At 68.3% G+C, this 25,511-nt stretch carries 14 protein-coding genes; 5 read left to right on the top strand and 9 right to left on the bottom strand.

Annotated features, from left to right (window positions below; genetic code table 11):
• The first annotated feature begins 61 nt into the window (after positions 1-61).
• Genes H5395_RS01580 through H5395_RS01590 form a run of 3 tightly spaced genes read left to right on the top strand, consistent with a single transcriptional unit; the run spans position 62 to position 3,282 of the window.
• Entirely contained in the window at positions 62-1,276 is a 1,215-nt protein-coding gene (locus tag H5395_RS01580) for a pyridoxal phosphate-dependent aminotransferase (protein ID WP_182790742.1), read from the top strand.
• A gap of 44 nt (positions 1,277-1,320) precedes the next feature.
• Complete coding sequence (locus tag H5395_RS01585; RefSeq protein WP_182790743.1) at positions 1,321-1,704, top strand: host attachment protein; 384 nt, start codon at positions 1,321-1,323, stop codon at positions 1,702-1,704.
• Positions 1,705-1,749: 45 nt separating this feature from the next.
• On the top strand, positions 1,750-3,282 hold the full coding sequence (locus H5395_RS01590; protein ID WP_182790744.1) for a phospholipase D family protein: 1,533 nt from the start codon (positions 1,750-1,752) through the stop codon (positions 3,280-3,282).
• On the opposite strand, the gene H5395_RS01595 is transcribed toward H5395_RS01590, so the two are convergent.
• On the bottom strand, positions 3,279-5,405 hold the full coding sequence (locus H5395_RS01595) for a malate synthase G (RefSeq protein ID WP_182790745.1): 2,127 nt from the start codon (positions 5,403-5,405) through the stop codon (positions 3,279-3,281). The two genes, H5395_RS01590 and H5395_RS01595, sit on opposite strands and share 4 nt — an antisense overlap.
• A gap of 102 nt (positions 5,406-5,507) precedes the next feature.
• Between H5395_RS01595 and H5395_RS01600 the strand changes: the two genes are divergently transcribed.
• Entirely contained in the window at positions 5,508-6,302 is a 795-nt protein-coding gene (locus tag H5395_RS01600) for an IclR family transcriptional regulator (RefSeq protein ID WP_182790746.1), read from the top strand.
• A 95-nt stretch (positions 6,303-6,397) separates the two neighbouring features.
• Here H5395_RS01600 and H5395_RS01605 read toward each other — a convergent pair whose 3' ends face one another.
• The 4 genes from H5395_RS01605 to H5395_RS01620 form a co-directional block, all read right to left on the bottom strand.
• Positions 6,398-7,213, bottom strand: coding sequence for an NAD(P)-dependent oxidoreductase (locus H5395_RS01605; protein WP_182790747.1), 816 nt, complete (start codon positions 7,211-7,213; stop codon positions 6,398-6,400).
• Positions 7,210-8,037: a glycosyltransferase gene (locus tag H5395_RS01610; RefSeq protein WP_182790748.1), complete on the bottom strand. Its 828-nt coding sequence runs from the start codon at positions 8,035-8,037 to the stop codon at positions 7,210-7,212. The genes H5395_RS01605 and H5395_RS01610 overlap by 4 nt, the downstream gene beginning before the upstream one ends.
• Positions 8,037-9,251 carry an NAD-dependent epimerase/dehydratase family protein gene (locus tag H5395_RS01615; protein ID WP_182790749.1) on the bottom strand — a complete coding sequence of 405 codons (1,215 nt, stop codon included), beginning with the start codon at positions 9,249-9,251 and terminating at the stop codon, positions 8,037-8,039. Before H5395_RS01615 ends, H5395_RS01610 begins: the two co-directional genes overlap by 1 nt.
• A 141-nt stretch (positions 9,252-9,392) precedes the next feature.
• The gene (locus H5395_RS01620; protein ID WP_182790750.1) at positions 9,393-11,060 is read right to left on the bottom strand and encodes an alpha-D-glucose phosphate-specific phosphoglucomutase; all 1,668 of its coding nucleotides are present in this window, start codon (positions 11,058-11,060) and stop codon (positions 9,393-9,395) included.
• A gap of 167 nt (positions 11,061-11,227) precedes the next feature.
• On the opposite strand from H5395_RS01620, the gene H5395_RS01625 reads away from it, so the two are divergent.
• On the top strand, positions 11,228-19,783 hold the full coding sequence (locus tag H5395_RS01625; protein ID WP_182790751.1) for a GH36-type glycosyl hydrolase domain-containing protein: 8,556 nt from the start codon (positions 11,228-11,230) through the stop codon (positions 19,781-19,783).
• 804 nt (positions 19,784-20,587) lie between these two features.
• Here the strand turns inward: H5395_RS01625 and H5395_RS01630 are convergent.
• The 4 genes from H5395_RS01630 to H5395_RS01645 are packed head-to-tail and all read right to left on the bottom strand — an operon-like array spanning position 20,588 to position 25,457.
• The gene (locus H5395_RS01630) at positions 20,588-21,691 is read right to left on the bottom strand and encodes a flagellar basal body P-ring protein FlgI (RefSeq protein WP_182790752.1); all 1,104 of its coding nucleotides are present in this window, start codon (positions 21,689-21,691) and stop codon (positions 20,588-20,590) included.
• Positions 21,691-22,686, bottom strand: coding sequence for a flagellin (locus H5395_RS01635; protein WP_182790753.1), 996 nt, complete (start codon positions 22,684-22,686; stop codon positions 21,691-21,693). The genes H5395_RS01630 and H5395_RS01635 overlap by 1 nt, the downstream gene beginning before the upstream one ends.
• Positions 22,683-24,122 carry a flagellar hook-associated protein FlgK gene (gene flgK, locus H5395_RS01640; RefSeq protein ID WP_182790754.1) on the bottom strand — a complete coding sequence of 480 codons (1,440 nt, stop codon included), beginning with the start codon at positions 24,120-24,122 and terminating at the stop codon, positions 22,683-22,685. The genes H5395_RS01635 and flgK overlap by 4 nt, the downstream gene beginning before the upstream one ends.
• 21 nt (positions 24,123-24,143) lie before the next feature.
• Complete coding sequence (locus H5395_RS01645) at positions 24,144-25,457, bottom strand: flagellar hook protein FlgE (protein WP_182790755.1); 1,314 nt, start codon at positions 25,455-25,457, stop codon at positions 24,144-24,146.
• Positions 25,458-25,511 lie beyond the last annotated feature (54 nt).

The raw sequence follows: 25,511 nt of genomic DNA on the forward strand, positions 1-25,511 counted from the left end.
GCTTGCAGCCACGCTGTCCCGCGCCTATCACCACCCCGTCCCAGAAACCCGGAGCGCGTCGATGAGCTTTCTGTCCCAGACCCTGTCCCGCGTCAAACCCTCGCCCACCATCGCGATGACGAACCTTGCGCGCGAACTGGCCGCCGAGGGCCGCGACATCGTCAGCCTCTCGGCCGGAGAGCCGGATTTCGACACGCCCGCCCATATCCGCGAGGCGGGCAAGGCCGCCATCGACGCGGGGCACACCCGCTATACCGCTGTGGACGGCATTCCCGAGTTGAAGCGGGCCGTCGCCGACAAGTTCCGGCGCGAGAACGGGCTGGACTATTCCCCGCAGCAGGTCAGCGTGGGAACGGGCGGCAAGCAGATCCTCTATAACGCGCTGATGGCGACGCTGAATCCCGGCGACGAGGTCATCATTCCCGCCCCCTACTGGGTCAGCTATCCCGACATGGTGGCACTGGGCGGCGGGACGCCCGTCATCGTCACCGGCAGCATCCAGAACGGCTATCGCATCACGCCAGACCAGCTTGAGGCGGCAATCACGCCGAAGACGAAATGGGTGATCCTGAACTCGCCCTCGAACCCCACGGGTGCCGGCTATGGCGAAGCCGAGATGCGCGCCCTGACCGATGTTCTGCTGCGTCATCCCCATGTCTGGGTGCTGGCCGACGACATCTACGAGCATCTGGTCTATGACGGCTTCCGCTTCGTCACGCCCGCCCAGGTGGAACCGAAGCTGATGGACCGCACCCTGACCATGAACGGGGTCAGCAAGGCCTATGCCATGACCGGCTGGCGGATCGGCTATGGCGCGGGGCCGGTGGAACTCATCAGGGCGATGGCGAATGTGCAGGGGCAATCGACCTCGAACCCCAGTTCGATCAGCCAATATGCCGCGCTGGCCGCGCTGACCGGGCCGCAGGACTACATCGCGGAAAGCCGGGCCGTCTTCCAGCGTCGCCGCGATCTGGTCGTCTCGGGGCTGAACCAATGCGAGGGGATCGACTGCCCCACCCCGCAGGGGGCCTTCTACGTCTATCCCTCGATCGCCCGGCTTATTGGGCGCCGCACGCCTGAGGGGGCCGTGATCGCCGATGACCGCACCTTCGCGATGGAACTGCTGAATGCCACTGGCGTGGCCGTGGTCTTCGGCGAGGCCTTTGGCCTCTCGCCGCATTTCCGCATCAGCTACGCGGCGTCGGACGCGCAACTGGCCGACGCCATCGCCCGCATCCGTGGCTTCTGCGGCAAGCTGCGGCAGGAACCGGCGTGACAGGGGGGCGTTCTCATCGGGAATAAACCCGAGAGGACAAGACCATGCTGTCTCGTGATGCGCTCGTCATCGTGGCCGATGGCCAGAAGGCCGTGCTGTTCCGCAACACCGCCAAGTTCAAGATCGAGCTTGAGGAGGTCGAGCGGATCGGCCCGGCCAACCTGCAGGACGAAAGCCAAGGAAGGCAACCCGAGGATACGCCGCCCCGCGACGAGGACGAAGCGACCTTTGCCAAGCAACTGACCGAGCGGCTGAACCTGATGGTGCTGCAGAACAAGGTGCAGGAACTGGCGATCATCGCCGATCCCAACACGCTGGGCGTCATGCGGAAGAACTATCACAAGATGCTGGAACAGAAGGTCGTCAAGGAAGTTGCCAAGACGCTGACCGCGGCCTCGGCCGACGAGATCGCCCGCGCGCTGGCCTGACCGCAGGGAACGGAACGCCGGGGCGCCGCGGCGCGGATCATCGACATGGAGCTTGCGGCCCTTTTCGTCATTGTCCCGGCGGTCGTCCTGGGCGTCCTGCATCTTTATTACCGCCCGCCCTCGCTGAAGGGGCGCCGCGAAAGCCGGGCCGTGCCGCTGTCGGATGCGACCACGCTGGGCCGCATGGTGCTGGCGCATGGCGGCGCAAGGTCGAACGTCAGCGGCGTCGTGGCGCTGCATGACGGGCTGGACGCCTTCGGCGCGCGCATTTCGCTGATCCGCGAGGCCGGGCTGGCGTTGGACGTGCAATATTACATCTGGCAGCGCGACCTGACAGGCCTCGTGCTGCTGGACGAACTGCACCGGGCCGCCGAACGCGGCGTCCGCATCCGGCTGCTGCTGGACGACAACGGCATATGGGGGCTGGACGCCGACCTTGCCGCGCTGAACGCGCTGCCCAATGTCGAGGTGCGGCTGTTCAACCCCTTCATCCTGCGCCGGCCCAAGCTGCTGGGTTATCTCTTCGACTTCCGCCGCCTGAACAGGCGGATGCACAACAAGCTGATGATCGCGGATGGCGCCGCCGCGATCCTGGGCGGGCGCAACATCGGCGATGTCTATTTCGCCTATGGCGAGGGGCCGCATTACCTTGATACCGATGTGCTGACGCTGGGACGGGTAGCAGTGGACGCGGGCGAGGATTTTGACCGCTACTGGGCCAGCGGATCGGCCTATCCCGCCGAACTGATCCTGCCCGCGCCGGGCGTCTCCAGCGCGCGCGACGATCTGCAGGCGATGCTGGCCGACGCGGGCGCCCTGGCTTACCGGCAGACGGTCGTCACCCGGCCTCTTGTGCATGACATGATCGAAGAACGACTGGCGCTGAACTGGGTGCCGGTCACGCTGATCAGCGACGATCCCGCCAAGGGGCTGGGGCGGCATCGCAACCGCGACCTGATGTTCGCGCAACTGATGCGGATGATCGCCAGCCCCGACCATTCGGTGGACATCATCTCGGCCTATTTCGTTCCCGGCCGCCGCTTCACCCAGCGGCTGAACCGGCTTGTGGCGGAAGGGCGGCAGGTCCGCATCCTGACGAACTCGCAGGAGGCGACGGACGTGCTGGTGGTCCATTCGGCCTATGTGAAATACCGCCCCGTCCTGATCGACGGCGGCGTGCGGCTGTATGAGCTGCGCGCCACCCGCGAGTTGCCGCGTGAGCCGCGCACCCCCGGCACATCGACCCGCGCGAGCCTGCATTCCAAGACCGTCTGCGTGGACCGCGACCGCATCTTCATCGGCTCGTTCAACTTCGACCCGCGCTCGATCATCTTCAACACCGAGATGGGGGTGATGATCGACAGCCCCCGCCTTGCGGGCGAGGTCAGCCACGGGCTGGACGAGGTGCTGCCGCTAGTCAGCTATGGCCCCCGCCGCGGCGGGCGCGGGCGGCTGGTCTGGCATGAACCGGCGGTGGACAACCCCGGGACCGTCCACCGCCGCGAACCCGGCACCAATTTCGCCCAGCGCGGGTTCCTGTGGCTGATCGGCCGGTTGCCGATCGAGTGGCTGCTCTAGGCCGCAGCCTTGGCCGCGCGGCGGGCGGCGTGCAGCAGCGGTTCCGTATAGCCCGAAGGCTGCGCGGCCCCTTTCAGGATCAGGTCGCGCGCCGCGTTGAAGGCGGGACCGTCCAGCGCCGGCGCCATCGGCTTGTAAAGCGGATCGCCCGCGTTCTGGCGGTCCACCTTCTCGGCCATGCGCGCCAGCGAATCCTGCACCTGCGCCTCGGTGATGATTCCGTGCTTGAGCCAGTTCGCGAGGTGCTGGGCCGAGATCCGCAGCGTCGCCCGGTCCTCCATCAGTGCCACGTCCTCGTAGTCGAGCACCTTGGAACAGCCGACCCCCTGATCGACCCAGCGCACGACATAGCCCAGGATCGACTGGGAGGAGTTGTCGATCTCATAGGCCACTTCCTCGGGCGACAGGTTCGCGCCCCCCAGCAGCGGCGGCGTCAGCAGCGCGTCCAGCGAGGGCTTCTCGCGCGAGCGCAGCTTCTCCTGCACCCCATGAACCGAGACCTGGTGGTAATGCGTCGCGTGCAGCGTGGCGGCGGTGGGCGAAGGCACCCAGGCGGTATTCGCGCCCGCCTGCGGGTGGCCGATCTTGGCCGCCAGCATATCGGCCATGTCGTCGGGCTTGGCCCACATGCCCTTGCCGATCTGGCCCCGGCCCGCGAGCCCCAATGCAAGGCCCGTGTCCACGTTCCCGGCCTCATAGGCCCCCAGCCACGCCTGATCCTTCATGCGGCCTTTCGGCACCATCGGCCCGGCCTCCATGGACGTGTGGATCTCGTCGCCGGTGCGGTCGAGGAAGCCCGTGTTGATGAACACGACGCGATCCTTCACCTGCGCAAGGCAGGCCGAAAGGTTGGCCGAGGTCCGGCGCTCCTCGTCCATCACCCCCAGCTTCACGGTGTTCGCGGGCAGGCCGAGGATGCGCTCGACCCCGGCATAAAGCCGCTCGGCAAAGGCGACCTCGTCAGGGCCGTGCATCTTGGGCTTCACGACATAGATCGAGCCGGTGCGCGAGTTCCGCCCGGCATCCAGGTCATGCACGGCGGCGGCGACGGTCATCAGGGCGTCCATGATGCCCTCGGGCGTTTCCTGCCCGTCCAGCAGCACGGCGTCGGTGGTCATCAGGTGGCCGACGTTGCGGACCAGCAGCACGGCGCGGCCGGGATGGGTGACCTCGTTCCCCTGCGGGTCGGTGTAGGTCACGTCAGGGGCCAGACGGCGCGTCATCTGCCGCCCGCCCTTCTCAAAACTCTCGGCCAGATTGCCCCGCATCAGGCCCAGCCAGTTGCGGTAGTTGGAAACCTTGTCCTCGGCATCGACGGCGGCAACCGAATCCTCGAAGTCCTGGATCGCCGTCAGGGCGCTTTCCAGGATGACATCCGAGATGCCCGCCTTGTCGTCGCGCCCGATGGGCGTGCTGCGGTCCACCTTGAGGCGGATCAGCAGGCCGTTCACGCGCAGGAACACGTCCTCGCCACTGGTGCCCGCGAACTGCACCGGATCGGCAAGGCCGGTCTCGCCCGCGCCAGTGGTCAGGACCAGCTGGCCGCCCTCGGCCTTCATCCCGGTCACGTCCGCCCAGGAGGTGCCCTCCAGCGGCGCCACCGAATCCAGATGCTTGCGTGCCCAGTCGATTACCTGCGCGCCGCGCTGGGCGTCATAGCCGCCCGGAGCCGCTTTCCCCGGCAGCGCGTCAGTGCCGTAAAGCGCGTCATACAACGAACCCCAACGGGCGTTGGCGGCATTGAGTGCGAAGCGGGCGTTGCTGATCGGGACGACAAGCTGCGGCCCCGCGACCTGTGCCAGTTCCGGGTCCACGTCGGTGGTGCCGATGGTGAAGGGCGCGGGCTCGTCCACCAGATAGCCGATCTCGCGCAGAAAGGCGTGGTAAGCCTCAGCGTCAAGCGGCTGGCCGCGGCGCGTGCGGTGCCAGTCGTCGATCTGCGCCTGCAATTCGTCGCGCCGCTGCAGAAGGGCGCGGTTCTCGGGGGCAAGCTCGCGCAGCAGGGCGGCATAGCCGTTCCAGAAGGCGTCGGACGTAACGCCACCCGTCAGCAGCTCCGTTTCGACCAGATTGGCCAGGGAGGCCGCCACCTGCAAGCCGGCGCGCTCAACGTGATCGGTCATCTTCAACCCTCCATCAGTGCAGCAGGATGGATAGCAGGCCCGTTGGAAGAACGTGACAACCCCGCCAATCTTTTCCATCATGCGGCAAACGGAGGAAGACTTATGGCGGAGAGTGGTGTCCAGTCCGTCAGCCGCGCGCTGACCCTGTTGCGGCTGCTGGCGCAGGGGGATGGCAGCCGGCTCAGCGACCTGGCGCGGGCGGCGGGACTGCCAGTGTCCACCGCGCACCGTCTGCTGACGACGCTGGAACAGCAGGGTTTCGCGCAGTTCGAACCCGCCGCCTCTGCCTGGCACGTCGGGCGCGATGCCTTTTCCGTGGGGATGGCCTATGGCCGCAGGCTCAGCTTCGTGGCCCCTGCCCTGCCGATGCTGCGCCGGTTGCGGGACGCGACGCGCGAGACGGCGAACCTCGGGATTCTTGACGACGACCATCTGGTGACGGTCAGCCAGGTCGAAAGCCGGGAAATCCGCCGGGCGCTCTCGCCCCCCGGCCGCCGGGTGCCGGTGTTTTCCTCGGCCATGGGCAAGGCGATCCTGGCCACCTGGCGCGACGAGGACGTGCTGGCGCTGGCCGACCGCGCCGGCCTGCCGCCGCTGACCTCGAAAAGCCTGCGCACCCGCGACGCCGCGCTGGCCGACATCGAGCGCACCCGCAGGCGTGGCTGGGCACTGGATGACGAGGAGTTCAACCTCGGCATGCGCTGCCTTGCCGCCGTGGTCTGGTCGCCGCAGGCAGAGGCCGCCTGCGCCATCTCGATCTCGGGCGCGGCGGGGCGGCTGACGGATGACCGGATCGAGCAGATGGGAGCGCTGGTGACGCAGGCGGCGGGCGAGTTGACGGAGTTGTTGGGCGGGGTGGCGCCGGATGCTGAGGTGACATCGCCCCTGCCTCGCTGAAAACGGTCGCTTGGCCCCATCCAGCGGAAAGACAGACATGACGGTTGTTTTCTGATCCGCCTCCTGTCCGGGCGTTCGACAGCCCCGCAGGATATTCAAGAACCGTCCGAAGGCAGCATGGCTGGCAGGCTGTCCCGCAGCCGGGGCCAGCCGCCCGGTTGCCAGCCCATTGCGGCAAGGCGGTCGCAACTCATCACCGAAACGACCGCGTCGGCGCAAGGCGGCGGCGGATAGGGGCAGCCGGTCAGCCGCTGCGCCTCGGCCAGCAGGTCATGGCGGTCGAGCAGCAGGTCCGAGGCGTTGAAGGCACCTCGCGCGCCGCTCCGCAGGATCAGCAGGATCGCGGCGGAAAGGTCGTCGCCGTGCAGTTCCGTGGCGATGCGCGGCGTGATCGGACGTCCGGCGATATAGTCCGCAAAAAGGCCCGTCCACTTGTGCCCTTCGCCCGGACCATAGATGCCGGTAGCGCGGAGGCTTGCAGTGGCGAAGCCGGGCGCATCCAGCGCGGCGAGCCCCGCCTCGGCCTCGGCCTTCACGCGGCCGTAAAGGCTTTGTGGCGCACTCGGCGTTCCATCCGGCAGCGGCGTGCCCGCGGGTAGCGCGTCATAGACCGCGCGCGAGGACAGGAAGACGACCTGCCCCACGCCTGCAGCCTTCGCCTGCTGAAACAGCCGCAGCGAGCCGTCACGGTTGAGCGCCACGAAGCCTTCCGGATCGTCGCCCTCGCCGCCGCGATACTTGCCGGGAACATGGGCGAAACCGGCGTGAATCAGCACCTCGCAGCCCTCCAATGGCGCGGGCTGGCCCAAGCGCCAGCCGGGCAGCGTCTCGACCTGGTGGCCGTCGGTCTGAAGGGCGCGGGACAGGAAGCGTCCGACTAGGCCGCTTGCGCCCGTAAGGGCGATCCTCATGCGGGGTCGGGCAGGCTGCGCGAGTCGGGCACCGGGCCGTCGCCTGCATAGGCACGCCACAACTCGATCAGCGGGCGGACGCAGTCGGCCTTGGCATGGTCCTGCCATGGCTTCTCATACTGGAAATGCAGGATCTTGATGTCCTGCCAGCGCCACAGATCTGGCATGGCGAACCAGACGTATTGCAGCATGTTCATGAACACCGGCAGGCCGTGCCAGTCGGGGAAGTAGTGCTCCAGAAACGTCTGGTCCGTCCGCCGCCAGAACACGCCCGGCACGTCCAGCCTTGCCAGCATGTCCTCGAACGTCGCCTGAGAGGGCCGGGCCGTGAAGACGCCCGAGTTCATCCGGTGAAAATCCGCGAGGCTTTCATAAACGTTCGGCGCGGCGCAGAATTGGGGATAGTCGAACAACTTGTCCACGTTCTGCAACACCAAGGCGTCGGCATCAATGAACACCAGCCGCTCATAGTCCAACTGCCACAGCCGCAGCTTGGCGAAATTGTCGAGCGGCGTGTGGAAGGGCGGCTTCTCGCCCTTGGTGAAGGCGGCGCGGCCGTGCAGCGCGTCCTTGGCATGTGTGGCGTTGAACTCGGGAGAGGTCGGCAGCAACTCGCAGCGGACCAGCCGGGCGCCAAGGGCCGAGAGGGACGCAAGTTCCGCCTTGGCCACGTCGGTATGCAGGACGCAGATGTCGGCCTGCGTTCCCGATAGCACGATGGACCGCACCAGCGCCTTTGCCCCCAGCGCATAGTCGGCGTTCGTCACCAATGTGACAAAGGCACGGTCGGACCGCGCAGGGCGGTCCGGCGTCAGACCCCGCATCAGACCGCCTTGAGCTTCTTGCCCTCGGGGTCGTGATCGACGCGCTTGGCGATGTCCTTGGTCCAGGCGCTGACGGCGGGCACGCGCGAGCGGTCGATGCGGTGGGCATACTTGCGCGCCACGTCCACGACCTCGGCCAGCAGGCCCTCCTGTAGGGTGATCGGGTTCAGGCCCAGCGACAGGAACTGGTCGTTCTTCACGATCAGGTCGTTCTCGTCGGCTTCCTTGCGGGGGTTCGGCAGCATCCGCACCTCGGCCCCGGTCATCCGGGCGACCAGATGGGCGAGGTCGCGGACGCGGTGCGTTTCGGTCATCTGGTTGAAGATTTTCACCCGCTCGCCTGCCTTCGGGGCATCGTCCAAAGCAAGCTCGATGCAGCGCACGCAGTCCTGGATGTGGATGAAGGCGCGTGTCTGCCCGCCGGTGCCGTGGACGGTCAGTGGATAGCCGATCGCCGCCTGAATGAGAAAACGGTTCAGCACCGTGCCGTAGTCGCCGTCATAGTCGAAGCGGTTGATGAGCTGCTCGTGCCGCCGGGTCTGGTCGGTGTGGGTGCCCCAGACGATGCCCTGATGCAGGTCGGTGATCCGCAGCCCGTCGTTCTGGGCGTAGAACTGGAACAGGATCTGATCGAGGCTCTTGGTCATGTGATAGACCGAACCCGGCCGCGTCGGATACAGGATCTGCTGCGGCTTCCTGCCCGAGGGCGTGTCGATCTCGATGTCGAGATAGCCTTCCGGGATCGGCGCGCCGACCGAGGAATAACCGTAGACGCCCATCGTCCCCAAGTGAACCAGATGCGCGTCGATGCCGGTTTCCACAAGCGCCGCCAGCAGGTTGTGGGTGGCGCTGACATTGTTGTCCACGGTGTAGACCTTGTGGCGGTCGGTCTTCATCGAATAGGGCGCGGCGCGCTGTTCAGCGAAATGGATCACCGCGTCGGGCTTGTGGTCCGCAAGCCACTGCTTCAGCCGCTCGTATTCCTTGGCGAGGTTCAGCAGGTGGAAATGGATGACGTTGCCGCTTTCCTGCTTCCAGATGCGGCAGCGTTCCTGGATCGAATCCATCGGCGTCAGCGACTGCACGCCCAGTTCCGTGTCGATCCAGCGGCGCGACAGGTTGTCGACGATATGGACCTCGTGGCCGAGGTTGGACAGGTGCAGCGAGGTGGGCCAGCCCACGAAACCGTCACCACCGAGAACCGCAATCCGCATGACTCGTTCCTTTTTCCACAAGCGCGCCCGGCGCCGATTACAGCGCCGCCGGGACGCTGTCGAATGCCATATGGCGACAGGGTGACGCTTTCGTGACCCTCCGGCAAGCCTTGCGCGGCCCAGAGCCGCTGCCGCCGCCGGTCAGGTCGTGACATCCGGCCGCTCGCGGCCGGTATGCGCGCGGATCAGCGCCAGTTCCTCGGCCGCCACGATCACCGGCGCCAGCGCCCGGTCGGGATCGAGGTCATGGGGCTGGTCCGTCCCCGCATAGCGTTCCAGATAGACGCGCAGCGTCGCGCCCTCGGTCCCGGTGCCCGACAGGCGCAGGACGACACGGCTGCCGTCCTCGAACATCACCCGGATGCCCTGACGCGCCGAGGTCGAGCCGTCCACCGGGTCCAGATAGGCGAAGTCGTCCGCCGCCTGCACCCGCAGGCCCGCAAAGACCTGCCCCGGCAGCATGGGCAGCATCCCCCGCAGCCTGTCCACCAGTGCATTGGCGCGGTCCGAGGCCACCGCCTCATAGTCGTGGCGGCTGTAGTAGTTGCGACCGTATTCGGCCCAATGTGCTGCCATGATCCCGGCTACCGGTTCACGCCGCACGGCGAGGATGTTCAGCCACAACAGCACTGCCCACAACCCGTCCTTCTCGCGCACGTGGTCGGACCCGGTGCCCGCGCTTTCCTCGCCGCAGATGGTGACGCGGCCGGCGTCCAGCAGGTTGCCGAAGAACTTCCAGCCGGTCGGCGTCTCGTGCATTTCGATGCCCAGCCGCTCGGCTACCCGGTCGGCGGCGCGGCTGGTCGGCATGGATCGCGCGATGCCGCTGATTCCCTTGGCATAGCCCGGCGCCAGATGCGCGTTCGCCGCCAGCACCGCGAGGCTGTCCGAGGGCGTGACATAGACCCCGCGCCCGAGGATCATGTTGCGGTCCCCGTCCCCGTCCGAGGCGGCGGCGAAATCCGGCGCATCCGCGCCCATCATCAGGTCGACCAGATCCTTGGCCCAGACCGGGTTCGGGTCCGGGTGGCCGCCGCCGAAATCCGGCAGGGGGACGGCGTTGACGACGGTGCCGGGGGCCGCACCCAGACGGCGCTCGGTGATTTCGCGCGCATAAGGCCCCGTGACCGCGTGCATGGCGTCGAAGCGCATCGTGAAGCCCGAGGCGAACAGGCCGCGGATCGCGTCGAAGTCGAACAGGCTTTCCATCAGCGCGGCATAATCGGCGACGGGGTCGATCACCTCGACGGTCATGCCGCCAAGCATGCACTCGCCCAGAGCGGACAAGTCAAGGTCCGGCATGTCGAGGGTGCGGTATTCCGTGATCCCGCCCGTCCGCGCGAAGATCGCATCGGTCAGGGATTCGGGCGCAGGGCCGCCGTTCGGGCCGTTGAACTTCATGCCGAAGTCCTCGTCCTCGCCGCCGGGGTTGTGGCTGGCCGACAGCACGATCCCGCCGTCGGCACGGCGGATGCGGATCAGGTTCGAGGCGGCGGGGGTCGAGAGGATCCCTCCCTGCCCCACGATCACCCGGGCCGCGCCATTGGCGGCGGCCATCCGCATGATGGTCTGGATCGCCTGGTCGTTGAAGAAGCGCCCGTCGCCGCCCAACACCAGCGTCTTTCCCGAAAGCCCGCCGATCGCGTCGAAGATCGACTGGGTGAAGTTTTCCAGATAGCCCGGCTGCATGAAGACGCGGGTCTTCTTGCGCAGGCCCGAGGTGCCGGGCTTCTGCCCCTCGAACGGCCGGGCCGTCACCCTGCGGATGTCGGTGGCCGGGGAAAGGGCAGGATCGGAAAGCGCGGTCATCGGGGACAATTCCTTGCGGCGTTCAGGCTGACAGGGGTGCCATAGCGCAGTTGTGACGGGCGCAACAGGGGGCCATGCCCGGGGGACCGCGCCGGGAACTCTGCCGCGGGCTTGTGCTTTCCCCGGCGCCGCCCCACGGTCGCAGGCACAATCAACCGGGACAGGACATGGCCAGATACAGATCACGGATCGCGCGTGGGCGCCGCCGCGAAGGCGGCAGGGCTTTTCTTGGCCTGCTGCCGCGGAACGGCGACCGCGACGGCACGCGCGGGCACGGGCTTCCCCCGTCCTGGCCCGCGATGCCCCGGCCGATCCGGCTGGACATCTGGACCGGGCGCACGCTGCATGATGCGGGGCGGGAACTCGCCTCGACCCTGCGGCCGGATCTGGCCGACGCGCCCGAGCGGCCGATTCGGCGGCTGATCGACAACCAGGCCGCGATCCGGCGCAACTACCTCGAAACGGTCGCCGCCGATGAAAGCGACGAGGCGATCACCCCCGCCGCCGAATGGCTGATCGACAACCACCACATGGTCGAGGAAAACCTGCGCCAGTTGCGGCAGGCCTTCGGTCCCGACTTTCTCAGGCGCCTGCCCGAAGTCGAACTGTCCGGCGGCGGCACCGCGCCGCGCAGTCTGGTGATCGCCTGGTTCTTCGTGGCGCTGACCAACTCGGAAGTCACCGGCGACGGCCTGACCGAGTTCCTGCGCGGCTATCAGTCGGTGGCGGTGCTGGACATCGCCGAGCTGTGGGCAGTGCCGACCTTCCTGCGCTATGTGCTGGTCGAGAACCTGCGGCGGCTGTCGGACCGGGTGGCGCAGGCGCGCGACCGCCGTGTGCTGGCCAATGCCATCGCCGACGAGCTGGCCGAGATCGAGGGCAGCCGCGCCGCAGCCGCGGTCATCGACCGCCATGGCGACCTTGTCATCGACGACACCGTGGCCGCGCAACTGTTCTACCGCCTGCGCGACGGCGGCGCCGAGGCGCAGGCGGCGCTGAAGGCGCTGGAACGCCGGCTCGGCAGCGCCGGGGCGGGGGACCGCGCCGTGCAGGCCGAATATGCGCGCCAGTCGCGCGGCAACGTCACCGTCGGCAACATCATCCGCAGCCTGCGCCGGATGGGCGAGATCGACTGGCTCGAGTGGTTCGAGGGCGTCAGCCACGTCGATGCCCTGCTGAGCCGCGCGACCGAGTTCGACCGGCTCGACCAGGCCACCCGCGCGGACTATCGCAGCGCCATCGAGCGGATCGCCCGCCGCTCGGACCTGACCGAAATGCAGGTGGCCCAGCGCGCCATCGACCAGGGCCGTGCCGACGCCTCGGCGCGGGACGAGCCTGCTGGCAGCCGCGCCGAGGTCGGCCATCTTCTGGTCGGGGCCCGGCGGAGGGACTTCCGCCGCGCCTGCGGCTATCGCCCGCGCCCGGTCGAGCGCCTCGCGCAGCCCGCGCAGGGGGCGGGATGGTGGATGCTGGCGCTGCCGCTGCTGGCCATCACAGCGATGTTGATTTCGCTGCTCGGCCATGCGCTGCCCTCGTTCGGGCTGGCGGGCTGGCAGGTGGCGCTGCTGCTGACGCTGGCGGTGCTGCCCGCGTCCGACACGGCGATGCAGGCGATCTCGTTCATCGCCGCGCGGGTGATCCCGCCGCAGCGCCTGCCGGCCTATGACTTCCGCGCGGGGGTGCCGCCGGAATCGCGCACGCTGGTCGTCATCCCCGGCATGATCACCTCGGTGGACGCCATTGACGAACTGGCAGGCATGCTGGAATCGCACTATCTGGCGAATCCGCTGGGCGATGTCTCGTTCGCGCTGCTGTCGGACTGGAAGGATGCGCCGACCGAGTCCCTGCCCGACGACGAGCGGCTGCTGGCCCATGCGCGCGCGCGCATCGACGCGCTGGCCGACCGCTATGACCATGGCGGCATCCGGCGCTTCTTCCTTCTGCACCGCAGCCGCCAGTGGAACCCGTCGGAAGGCGTCTGGATGGGCTGGGAACGCAAGCGCGGCAAGTTGGCCGAACTGAACCAGCTTCTGCGCGGGCACGAAGGCACCAGCTTCCTGCCGACCGGTCCCACGCCCCCCGAAGGCATCCGCTATGTCGTGACGCTGGACAGCGACACCCGCCTGCCGCGCGACACCGTCAGCGCGCTGGCGGGCAAGATGGCGCACCCCGTGAACCGCCCCGTCCACCGCGAGGACGGGGTGGTGATCCGCGGCTACGGCATCATGCAGCCGCGCGTCACGCCCTCGCTGACGACCGGGGCCGAGGCCTCGGTCTTCCAGCGCATCTTCTCGGCCAACCGGGGGCTGGACCCTTACGTCTTCACCGTTTCGGATCTTTACCAGGACCTTGCCGGGGAAGGCAGCTTCACCGGCAAGGGCATCTACGACGTGGACGCCTTTGAACGCGCCATCGGCGACCGGATCAGGGAAAACGCGGTCCTGTCGCACGACCTGCTGGAAGGCAGCCTCGCCCGTTCGGCGCTGGTCACGGATGTCGAGGTGGTCGAGGACTTCCCCATCCGCTACGCCACCGAGGCCAGCCGCCAGCACCGCTGGACGCGCGGCGACTGGCAGTTGCTGCCGCTGATCCTTGATCCCCGTAACGGGCTGTCGGGGCTGTCACGCTTCAAGATGGTGGACAACCTGCGCCGGTCGCTGGTCACGCCCTTCTGGGTCGCGGGTTCGATCGCAGGCTGGCTGATGCTGCCGGGCGCTTATCCGATCCTGTGGCAGGCGGCGCTGATCCTGCTGGTCGCGCTGGTGCCGGTGCTGCAGATCGACATGCGGATCTTCCGCCCCGGCTATGGCGTGTCCTGGGACTATCACCTGCGCCACATGGGGCGCGACCTCATGACCTATATCACCCAGCTCGGCCTGCGCCTGGGGACGGCGGCGCACCGGGCGGCGGCCTCGGTGGACGCCATCGGGCGGGCGCTGTGGCGGATGTTCGTGAGCCGCCGCAACCTGCTGGAATGGCGCACCGCCCGCGAATTGGAGCGGGCGGCAGGCGACGGCGTCCGGGGCGAATACCGGCGCATGGCCGCCTCGCCCGTCATCGGCGCGCTGGGCATCCTTGCCACCGCGGTCCTGAACCCGGTCGCTCTGCCGGTGGCGCTGGTGATCGGCGGCATCTGGATCGCCTCCCCCTGGATCATGGACCGCGCCTCGCGCCCCCTGGAAACCGAGGACCGGCTGATCGTCCCCCCCGGGGACGAGGCCGAGCTGCGCCGCATCGCCCGCCGGACCTGGCGCTATTTCGAGGCCTTCGTCGGCCCCGAGACGAACCACCTGCCCCCCGACAACTGGCAGGCCGACCCCGAGCCCAAGCTGGCCGAGCGCACCTCGCCCACCAACATCGGGCTTTACCTGATGTCGGTGATGTCGGCCCGCGACTTCGGCTGGATCGGGCTGGACAGCGCAATGGACCGGATCGACGCGACGATCTCGTCGATGGAGCGGATGGCCCGCTTCCGCGGCCATTTCTTCAACTGGTACGACACCCGCAACCTCGCGGTGCTGCCTGCGCCCTATGTCTCGGCGGTGGACAGCGGCAACCTCGCGGGGCTTCTGATCGCGCTGTCGGCAGGGCTGCGGGTCTGGGCCGACGACGCTCCTTCGGTCCGCAGGCGGCGCACCGGGGGCTTGAAGGACGCGCTGGCGAACCTGGCGCTGGAACTCGAGGCGCTGGACAAGGGCCGGCGCAGCCTGCGCGATCTGCAGACAGCGCTGGACGGCGCCGTGGCGGGGATGCAGGCGGCGCTGGAACAGACCAACGGCAGCCCCGTCTCGGACCCGATCGCGGCCGCGCAACTGACCACACGCGCCGCCGAGATCACCCGGCTTTCGACCGAACTGGACGCCGCCACCCAGGGCGGGGCCGCCGAGGTGCTGGCCTGGGCGCATCTGCTGGAACGCGACGCGCGCGACGTGATGACCCCCGCTCCCGAGGGGCGCGAGGCGATCGAGGTCTTCATGCTGCGGACCCGGCTGCTGGCGGAACGGGCGCGGGCGCTGGCCTTCGGGATGGACTTCGGCCTGTTCGTCCAGAAGGACAAGATGCTGTTGTCGATCGGCTACCGACCGCTGGACGACCAGCTCGACGAAAGCTCCTACGACCTGCTGGCATCCGAGGCGCGGCTGACCAGCTTCCTTTCCATCGCCAAGGGCGACATCAGCAAGGAACACTGGGCGCGGCTGGGCCGCCCCTTCGCCACAGTCGGCCACCAGGGGGTGCTGCTGTCCTGGTCGGGCTGCATGTTCGAATACCTGATGCCGCCCCTGCTGCTGAAGGAACGGCAGGGCGGCATCCTGAACCATTCCAACATGATGGCGGTGCAGGTCCAGATGGACTGGGGCCGGTCGCACGGGGTGCCCTGGGGCATTTCCGAAAGCGCCTTCAACGCCCGCGACCGGCAGATGAACTACCAGTATTACGCCTTCGGGGTGCCGGTGCTGGCGCTGAAACGGGCTTACGGCGAATATGTGGTGGCCCCCTATGCCACGATCCTGGCCGCGCAGATCCGCCCGCATGACGCCGCCCGCAACCTTGCGCGCCTGCGCGAGATGGGCGCCGAAGGGCCGTACGGCTTCTACGACGCCGTGGACTTCGCCCCCGCGCGACTGCGCGAGGGCCGCAAGCACGAGATCGTCCGCAACGTCATGGCGCACCACCACGGCATGTCGATCATGGCCATCGCCAACACGGTGATGGACGGCATCCACCGCGAACGCTTCCACGCCGATCCGGTGGTCCGCGCATCCGAGCTGCTGCTGCAGGAAAAATCGCCGCGCGACATCACCCCGGTGACGCGCACACCGTCCACCAGCGCGGCGGGCCGGCGCGGAACCGCAGGCAACGGCGACACGCTGACTGCCGTGGACGAACCCGCCCGCGCCGACCGCGAGGTTGCGCTGCTGTCGAACGGTCCCTTCTCGACCATCCTGTCCTCGACCGGTGCCGGACGGTCGGTGCTGGGGGGCGTGGCGCTGAACCGCTGGTCGCCCGATCCGACGATGGACGACGGCGGCATCTTCGTCTTCCTGCGCGACATGCAGTCGGGAGAATGGTGGTCAGCCACCCATTCCCCCTGCGCGGGCACAGACGAGCGGTCCAGCGTCGTCTTCGCCGACCACAAGGCCGAGTTCCTCAAGACCGCCAATGCCATCGAAAGCCGGCTCGAGGTCATCGCCGCCGCGGGCGGCCATGCCGACGGGCGGCGGCTGACGCTGCGGAACCGCTCGGGGTCCGACAAGACGATCGAGATCACCTCTTATGGCGAGATCGTGCTGGACAACCCGGCCTCGGACCGGGCCCACCCGGCCTTTTCCAAGATGTTCGTGCAGACGGAGATCCGCGACGGCGGCACGCTGATCGCCGCCGACCGGCGGCCGCGCGACCCCAGGGGCCGTTCGGTCCACATGGCCCATCTGGTCGCCGGTCCCGAGGGCGCGATCACGCCGGGGGCCGAGGCGGAAACCGACCGCCGCGCCTTCATCGGGCGCGGGCGCAGCATCCGCGATCCCGCGGCACTCGACCGCGGCGCCACGCTGACGGGGGCGCACGGGCACACGCTGGACCCGGTCTTCGCCATCCGGCGCCGGGTGCGGGTGCCCGCGGGCAAAAGCGTCTCGCTTGTCTTCTGGACGCTGATCGCCGACACCGCCGAGGAACGCGACCGCATGGCCGCGCATTTCGCCCGCCCTGCCGTCTTCGAACACGAGTTGCGGCTGGCCTGGACCTATTCGCAGGTCCAGTTGCGCCACCTGCATGTGACGCTGGACGAGGCCAAGCTGTTCCGCTCGTACGCGGCGCTGCTGATCTGGCCCGATCTGCGGCTGGCGGCCACCCCCAAGCGGCGGACGGAACTGGGGCCGCAGTCGGACCTTTGGCCGCTGGGCATTTCAGGCGACGACCCGATCCTGCTTCTGCGGACCGACGACGAGGCCGACCTGCCCATCATCCGCGAGGCGCTGAGGATGCACGAGTTCCTGCGCCATCGCGGCGTCGCGCATGACGTGGTGATCCTGAACGAGCGCGCGTCGAGCTATGTGCAGGACCTGCAACACGCCATCCAGATGCTGGTCGATACCGCCTGGCAGGCAGCGGGGCCGGACGCGCCCCGCCATGTCCACGCGGTCCGCCGCGACCAGATCAGCAAGGCCAGCTTCGACACGCTGGTCTCGGCCGCGCGGATCATGCTGCACACCCGCAACGGGCGGCTGGCCGAGCAGATCGACCGGCTGCGCGAGGCGGTGCCCGCCGCCCTGCCCCGCAACCGGGCGCCGGTGCTGATCGACCGGCGCGACCCGAAGCCCGCCGAGCCTTCGCGCTCGCCCCTGATGTTCTGGAACGGCTTTGGCGGGTTCTCGCCCGACGGGCGCGAATATGTCCTGCGTCCGGGCCATGACCGCCCGACCCCGCATCCCTGGATCAACGTGATCGCGCGCGAGGATTTCGGCTTCCATGTCTCGGCCGAGGGCGCGCCCTATACTTGGGCGGTGAACTCGCGCGACTACCAGATCACGCCCTGGTCGAATGACTCGGTGACGAACCGTCCCGGCGAGGCGCTGCTGATCCACGATCCCTCGACCGGCCGGACGGCGACGCCCTTCCTGGGGCTGTCGGACGATCCTGCGGCCGTCCACGAGATCGCCCATGGGCTGGGCTATTCGCGCTTCACCGCTGATTACGGCTGGGTGACGGTGGAGGCCGTCATGACGCTGGCCGAGGCGGCCCCCGCGCGGCTGACCCGGCTGACGGTCACGAACCGCAGCGGGCGGGTGCTGAACCTGCAGGTCATGGCGTTCGCGGAACTGGTGCTGGGCACCGACCGCACCCGCACGGCGCCGATGGTGCAGACCTTCTTTGATCCGCTGCTGAACGCGACGCTGGCGCGGAACGCCTTTTCGACCGAACACGCGAACCGGATCACGGCCCTTGCCTGCGACCGCCCGGCGGATGCCCATTGCGGCGACCGCGCCGGTTTCGTTGGCCGTTTCGGGGACCTGCGCCATCCCGCCGCCCTGCAGTCATGGCCGCAGGAGGATGCGGCGGGCGATCCCTGCCTAGCCCTCCGCATCCCGCTGGCGCTGCAGCCGGGCGAGGCCGTGGCGACCACGCTGGTCCTTGCCAACGCCCCGCAGGACGACATCGGCGACGTGCTGCGCGCGGCACTCGCGCCGGATGGGACTGATCGGGCGCTGGCCTCGGCCCGCGCGGGCTGGGACGAGGTGCTGAACCGCCTGCAGGTGCAGACGCCTGACCCGGCGCTGAACCTGATGGTCAACACCTGGCTGCCCTATCAGGCGCTGGCCTGCCGCATCCGGGCGCGCACGGCCTTCTACCAGGCCTCGGGCGCCTTCGGCTTCCGCGACCAGTTGCAGGACACCAGCGCCCTGATCCTGCAGGATCCGCAGCTTTGCCGCCGCCAGATCCTGAACGCGGCCTCGCGCCAGTTCCCCGAAGGAGACGTCCAGCACTGGTGGCTGCCGCGCACCGGCGCAGGCGTGCGGACGATGATCTCGGACGACGTGGTCTGGCTGGGCCACATCACCGCCCTTTACGTCACAGCCACCGGCGACGCCGCGATCCTTGACGAGACCGTGCCCTTCATCTCCGGCCCGGCGCTTGAACCGGGCGAGCACGACCGCTTCTACCAGCCCCAGCCCGCGGGCGAGGAAGCGCCGCTCTACGAACATTGCGCCCGTGCGCTGGACCTTGCGATGGCTCGGACCGGCGAACATGGATTGCCGCTTATCCTCGGTGGCGACTGGAACGACGGCATGAACCGCGCGGGCGAGGAAGGGCGCGGCGAAAGCGTCTGGCTGGGCTGGTTCCTTTGCGACACCATCGCCGCCTTCGCCCCGCTTGCCCGCGCCCGCGGCGACGAGGCCCGCGCCGAGGCATGGGAGGCTCACGCCCGGCGGGTGGCGCAGGCGCTGGACGATGCCGGCTGGGACGGCGCCTGGTATCGCCGCGGCTTCTTCGACGACGGCACCCCGCTCGGTTCGGCGGGCAGCCCGGAATGCCGCATCGACAGCATCGCGCAAAGCTGGGCGATGATCTCGGGCGCAGGTCGGGCGGACCGGGCGCAGGACGGCGTCAACGCCGCCTTGGCGCAGCTCTTCGACCGCAACGGCCAGCTTCTGCAGCTGTTCACCCCACCCTTCCAGAACACCGAGGCCGAACCCGGCTACATCAAGTCCTATCCGCCGGGCGTGCGCGAGAACGGCGGGCAGTACACCCATGCCGCCGCCTGGATGGTCTATGCGCTGGCCCGCAGCGGCGACGGAGACCGCGCCCACCACCTGCTGAGCGCGCTGAACCCCATCAACCATGCGCTCGACGCCCGCTCGGCCGAGATCTACCGGGTCGAACCCTATGTCGTGGCAGCCGACGTCTATGCCGCCCGCGACAAGATGGGGCGTGGCGGCTGGACCTGGTACACAGGCTCGGCCGGTTGGCTTTACCGTGCTGCCGTCGAGGGCCTTCTGGGCATCCGCCGCCGTCCCGAAGGCATCGAGATCGACCCGAGCCTGCCCGACGGCTGGCCGGGCTTCAGCGCGACTATCTCGATCGAGGGGATGTCCCATGAGATGGCGGTCACGCGGCAGGATGGCGGGCTGAGGGTGACGTTGGACGGCAAGCCCGTGACGAACCGGCTGCTCTCCCTGCCCGGTCTTGCCGGGAAGGGGGTGTCGGACAGAGGTGAGGGAGGCTGAGACCAGCCGCGCTGCGTTCAGCGGCACCGCTGGTTCCTGCGACATGCCGATTGCACCGGAAGCGGGACGCCCTCCCCGCATCCGGGCACTGGCTTGGGGCAGGATCCGGATCAACGCCACTATGCACGATGGCCTGTGAGCGTCCGCGCGACCCCGTTTCCAGGCGAGCAAGGCCATGCCGGTCACGCGCCCCAGCGGTAGATCAAGCGCCCTGCCGGGCAGTCACTGCAGCGACGCTTCATTCTCCTTCCGGCCACACAGGTCATTGCAAGTCGCGCCTCTCGTGTCAGGACCGGCAAGGACTCTAGTGGTTCATTGAGGTAGCCGGTTCATGTGACCCGACTTCCGGAGACTTGATGAGCATGCAGTTCTGGCTGACGGACGAACAGGTTGATCGGCTTCGGCGCATTTCCCGAAGACGCAGGGGAGGCCCGGAGTGGATGACCGACATCCCACAACCGACGGCTCTGCAAGAAACGGTGCCCCGTCGAGAACGCCTTCACGCCTGAAGGGCCGGAAAAGCATCGCGCTTCCCCACACACGTTGCGGGGACCTGTTCCTCTCAGCCTGTGCACTGCCGCCGTCATCTTCTGGCTTAGATGGCCGGTCCTGACCTTGGGCAACCGCGGCCACCCGCCCGCACCCTCTTGCACTTGGATCGATGCGGCAGCTACATCGGCAGCGTCTCGCCCTCGCGGCAGCCATAGCAGCACTGCCCCTTTCGTCGGATCGCCCTCCCTCGGCAAAGTCGGCATGTGCAAGCCAGACCAAGGCGCGCCTGCCGATACACCACCTTATTCCCCGTCAGTTCACGATGAACTCGGCATGCAGCGCCCCCGCGGCGTGGACCGCCTTGAGGATGTCGATCAGCTCGCGCGGGCGGACCCCCAGCGCGTTCAGCCCTGCCACCACGTCGGACAGCGAGGATTCGCCGCTGACCTCTGCGAAGCCGATCCCCGGCTCTTGCGTGATCTCGGCATCGGTGCGGGGCACGACCACGGTTTCGCCCGGCGAGAAGGGATTGGGCTGCGACACCATCGGCGTCTCGCGGACCCGCAGGGTCAGGTTGCCCTGCGAGACGGCGACGCGCGAGATGCGCACCTCCTCGCCCATTACGATCGTGCCCGAGCGGTGATCGACGACCACGCGAGCGCGGCTTTCCGGCTCGACCAGCAGGTTCTCGATCCGCCCGACCAGTCGTGCGGGGTTCACCGTGCCGAGACCGGCGGAATCGATCGAGATCGTCGTCGCGTCCAGAAGCGTCGCCACGCCGCCGCCGAGGTCGTCGTTGATCGCCTTCTCGATCCGCGCGGCGGTGGTGAAATCGGCGGACCGCAGGGCCAGGCGGAAGCTGGTCATCCGGGTGAAGTCGAAATCGACCTCACGCTCGACCCGCGCGCCCGAGGGGATGTGGCCGGAAGTCGGCACCCCCTGGACGACCGAGGCCCCATCTCCTTCCGCCGAGACCCCGCCTGCGATGATCGAGCCCTGCGCCACCGCATAGACCTCGCCGTCCGCCGCGTTCAGCGGTGTCATGATCAGCGTGCCGCCCAGCAGGCTTTTCGCATCGCCAATGGCGGACACGGTCACGTCGATCTGGCCGCCCGCCCGCGCAAAGGGCGGCAGCGTTCCCGTCACCATCACGGCGGCGACGTTCTTGGGCCGGAAGCTCTCGCCGGTCACATTGACGCCGAGGCGTTCCAGCAGGCTGCCCAGCATCTCCTCGGTATAAGGCGTGTTCCGCAAGCTGTCGCCGGTGCCGTTCAGGCCGATGACGAGGCCGTAGCCCAGCAGGTCGTTGCCCCGGACGCCATCCACCGTCGCAAGATCCTTGATGCGGACCGGCGCCCCCCAGGCCAGCGCCGGCAGCAGGACAAGTAGCGCGATGAGCCGCGTGAGATACGCCATCAGAGGTAATCCGTCAGGGAAAGGCGCGACAGCCGCGAGGTCAGCGCATAAAGATTCTGCAGGCCCGTTTCGGCTTGGTTCAGGGCGGTCGCCGTTTCATAGGGGTCGGCCGAAAGCATGTCGGATCGGGCGAGTGAAAGCGCCGTCGTTTCAGCCGCGCTTCGGGCTGCGGCGCGTTCCAGCGCCGCCTCCTGGAAGCCCAGATCCGCCCGCTGCAAGGTCAGGGCGGTTGTTGCAGCGGCAACCCTTCTGCCGGCTTCGTCGAGCAGCCCAGCGCTCTGCGCGCCCGACAGGCCGAGATCGGTTGCAAGCGCCCCCAGCGCCAGACCTTTCAGAAGATCTCGGAAGGCAGGGTCAAGCGCGTTGTGTTCAAGACGGATCGTTTCGCCCGGCGCGACCGGAACCTCGCGCGCCTTGGTGTTGCCATGGAAATGCGCATCGGCGAAGCCTCCGGCGCCGGGGGGCGCGGCGAACCAGGTGTCCAGCGCCGCGGCGATTTGGGCGGGATCGGTCAGGCCCGCAACCTGCGCCCTGGCACCGGCGAGCATGTCGGCCGGGCCGGACAGCGGCGGCGTGTCGACCGCCGTTCCCGACAGGACATGCCGCCCCGCCACCGAGACGTTCAGCAGCCGCGCAGCCGAATGGAAATCCTGTCGCGCTTCCATGACCCTTATCCCCAGGTTCGTGGCGTCCGCCATGTTGCCCGCTGGCAGAAGACCCGCGCCCAGCTTCTGCATCGCCTCCATCGCGCCTTGCAGCCCGTCCATCTCGGATCGCGCCAAGGCAGCCGCCTGTTCATGCGCCTGCAGCGACAACAGCCGGTCCTGAAGCTGCGCGAGCGGTCCCATCTGCCCGTTCAGCGCCGCGGGGACGTCCGACCTGAGACCCGTCGCCGCCTCTTGGGTCAGTGTCAGCAGGCGCGACTTGAGGTGCGCGTTCGCCTGCCTCAGCAGCACAGAACGCGAAAGGTCGCCGACCGAAGTGAAACCCGTCATGTCAGCCTCAGTATCGTCTGGATCATGTCATCCACTGTCTGCAGAACCTTGGCGTTCGACGCATAGGCCCGTTCAAGCGCAAGCAGCGTCTCCATCTCGCGGTCGCTGTCCACGCCGTCCTGCCGCAGCATGGTGTCGTAGGTCGAGGACTGCGCTGTTGCGGTTGTCACGTCGCGTTCCGCCGAAAGCCGGCCGGAGGCGGCCAGCGAGGTCAGTTCGGCTGCGAGGCTCGCCGCGCTGCGCGGCACCGCACCGATGCCCGGCGCGGCACGCAGCCCGCCCAGCGCTTCCTGCATCCGCATCAGCAGGTCCGCATTTCCGACCGGCCCTGGCGCCGCCGCCCCCATTCCGTCCCGTAGTCGCCAGACGGCCCCGCCTGCTGCCGGATCAACCGCCGCGCTGACGACAATCCGCTGCGCCAGACCCGGCGCGCCGGAGAAGGCATCAGTGAACAGCCCCGACGCGATTGCCCCCGCCGTCGGATTGGGGGTGACGGCGGCGAAGCGGTCGTGCAGGTCGGCGGCGGCGGCATCCAGCCGCGCCTGCGCCAGGGGGCTGTCCAGATCGCGGATCTGGAAGTTCGCCGCCAGCCTGCCGCCGGCGAAGCGGCCCATCTGCCCAGGGGGAACAGGCTCACCGTTCAGCCTCAGCAGGCCCAGCGCCGGTGAACCCGCGCTCATGTCGGCCGTCACCAGTCCGACGGCCGTGAATTCAAGGCTGGCGGGCGTGAAGCCGTCCAGAAGCACGCCCCCTTCCGCCGTGAACAACGCCACCCGCCCGCCCTCGCGCGGCAGTTCCTTGAGCGGGACGACCAGCGACAGCCCGTCGATGATCCGCTGGCGTTCGTCCTGAAGGGCGTTCGAATCCTTGCCGCCGGCCATCTGGACGGTGATCTGCCGGTTCAGCTCGGCCATCCGCTTCAGCCCCGAGTTCAGCGCCTCGACATCCGCCCCGATGGCGCGGTCCGCGGCGCTGCGGGCGTCCTGCACATGGGCGCCCAGCGTGTTATAGGCGCGGGCGAGATCACGCGCGGCCGAGACAGCCTGCGAAAGCCCGGCTTCGCTTTCGGGGCGGGCCGCCGCCGCAACCAGCGCGCCGTCCAGTTGCGACAGCAGCGTGGTCAGCGATCCCGCCTCGCCCGGCACCCCGATCGCGTCCGAGACCGATTTGTGGAATCCCGCCAGCGTTTCCGCACGCGCCGTTTCGGCCCCGGCAAGGCGGGCCTGCGCAAGAACCGCGCCCTGAACCATACGCACGGCGCCATCGACATGCACGCCTCCGCCCCCGGAAACCAGCGGCCGCGCCGCCATCTGCAACTCGCGCCGGGCATAGCCGGGGGTGGCGGCATTGGCGAGGTTCGAGGCCACGACCTCGGTCCCGCGCGAGGCGGCCACCAGGCCCGAGACCGCATTCGTCAGGGCATTCGACAGGCTCATGTCCGGCTATCCCGCAGCGGCTCAGCGCTTGATGTTGGTGGTTTCCTGCAGCATTTCGTCCACGGTCTGGATGACCTTGGCGTTCGAGGAATAGGCGCGCTGCGTCTGGATCAGGTCGGTCAGTTCGGCCGCGACATCGGTGGTCGAGGCTTCGCGGGCATAGCCCTCGACCGCCCCGGTCGGCCCGTCGCCCGCGTCCCACAGGTAGAATGAACCCGAGGTCGGCGAAACCTGGTAGGTCTGGTTGTTCAGCGCGATCAGCCCGTTCGGGTTCGGCACATCGACCAGCGGGACCTGGTAGATCGTGCGGATGAAGCCGGTGTCATAGGCCGCCCGCAGCATCCCGTGCTCGTCGATCTCGACAGTCATCAGGTGCCCGGCGGGAGAGCCGTTCTTGGTGATGTTCGTGGGTGCAAAGGCGCTGTCGAGCTGCATCAGCCCACCCACATCCCCGGGCCGGCCGATGTTCATCGTCACCGGCCCGCCCAGCACCGTCAGCGACAGCGCGCCAGTCGCGGGATCATAGGCGCCCCCCGAAAGCGTCGTCACAGATTGCAGCGTCCCGCCGCCGGAATGGCTGCCGTCGAAGGCCAGCTCATAGCTGCCGAGGACGCTGGCGGCGGGGCCGTTGCCGTCGCGAATCTCCATCTTCCAGGCGTTGCTGGCGGCGGGACCGGTCGGGATCGCTGGCGTGAAGGTGATGAACATGTTCTCGGACCGGCCGAGGGGGCCGTAATATTCGACCGCCGTCGTCTCCGGCACGCCCGCCGCGCCAGGACGGGTCGCGTTCGCCGGCAGGTTGATGCCCAGGGTGACACGCGTGGTGGGGTCGGCCGAGGTCTGGTTCTGGGTCAGCACCACCGGCTGCAGCCCGCCCACTGAGTCGCGCGGATGGACCGGGATCGAGCCATCGAGATTCGCAGGCCAGCCCATCAGCACCATCCCCGAATCGGTCCTGAGGACACCTTCGGCATCGGGGCGGAACGAACCCGTCGAGGTCATCATCATCTGCCGGTCCCCCATGCCGCTGCCAAGCAGCACCGAGGGCATCACCGGCAGCATCCCCCGCCCCGACGTGGCGATGTCGAGGGGGTGCGACGATGCCACCAGCGATCCTTTTTCGTCGATCAGACGCGAGGTAGTGGCCCGCACGCCGCCTGCCGAATAAAGCCCGGCCCCACGCGCCTGGTTGATCACCATGCTTTCAAAGTCGGTGTCCACGCGCTTGTATCCGAACGTCCCGGAGTTCGCGATGTTGTCCGAGATCCCGGCAAGCCGCGTCGCATTTGCAGCCAGTCCGGCAACCCCGGCATTGAGGGACGAGGAAATCGACATTCGGATCACCCTGTTTGAGTCGTCATTCGCTGCATGATTTCCGCGATGGCTTAA

This window comes from Paracoccus sp. MC1854, from assembly GCF_014164635.1.
In the GTDB taxonomy this organism is placed as follows: domain Bacteria; phylum Pseudomonadota; class Alphaproteobacteria; order Rhodobacterales; family Rhodobacteraceae; genus Paracoccus.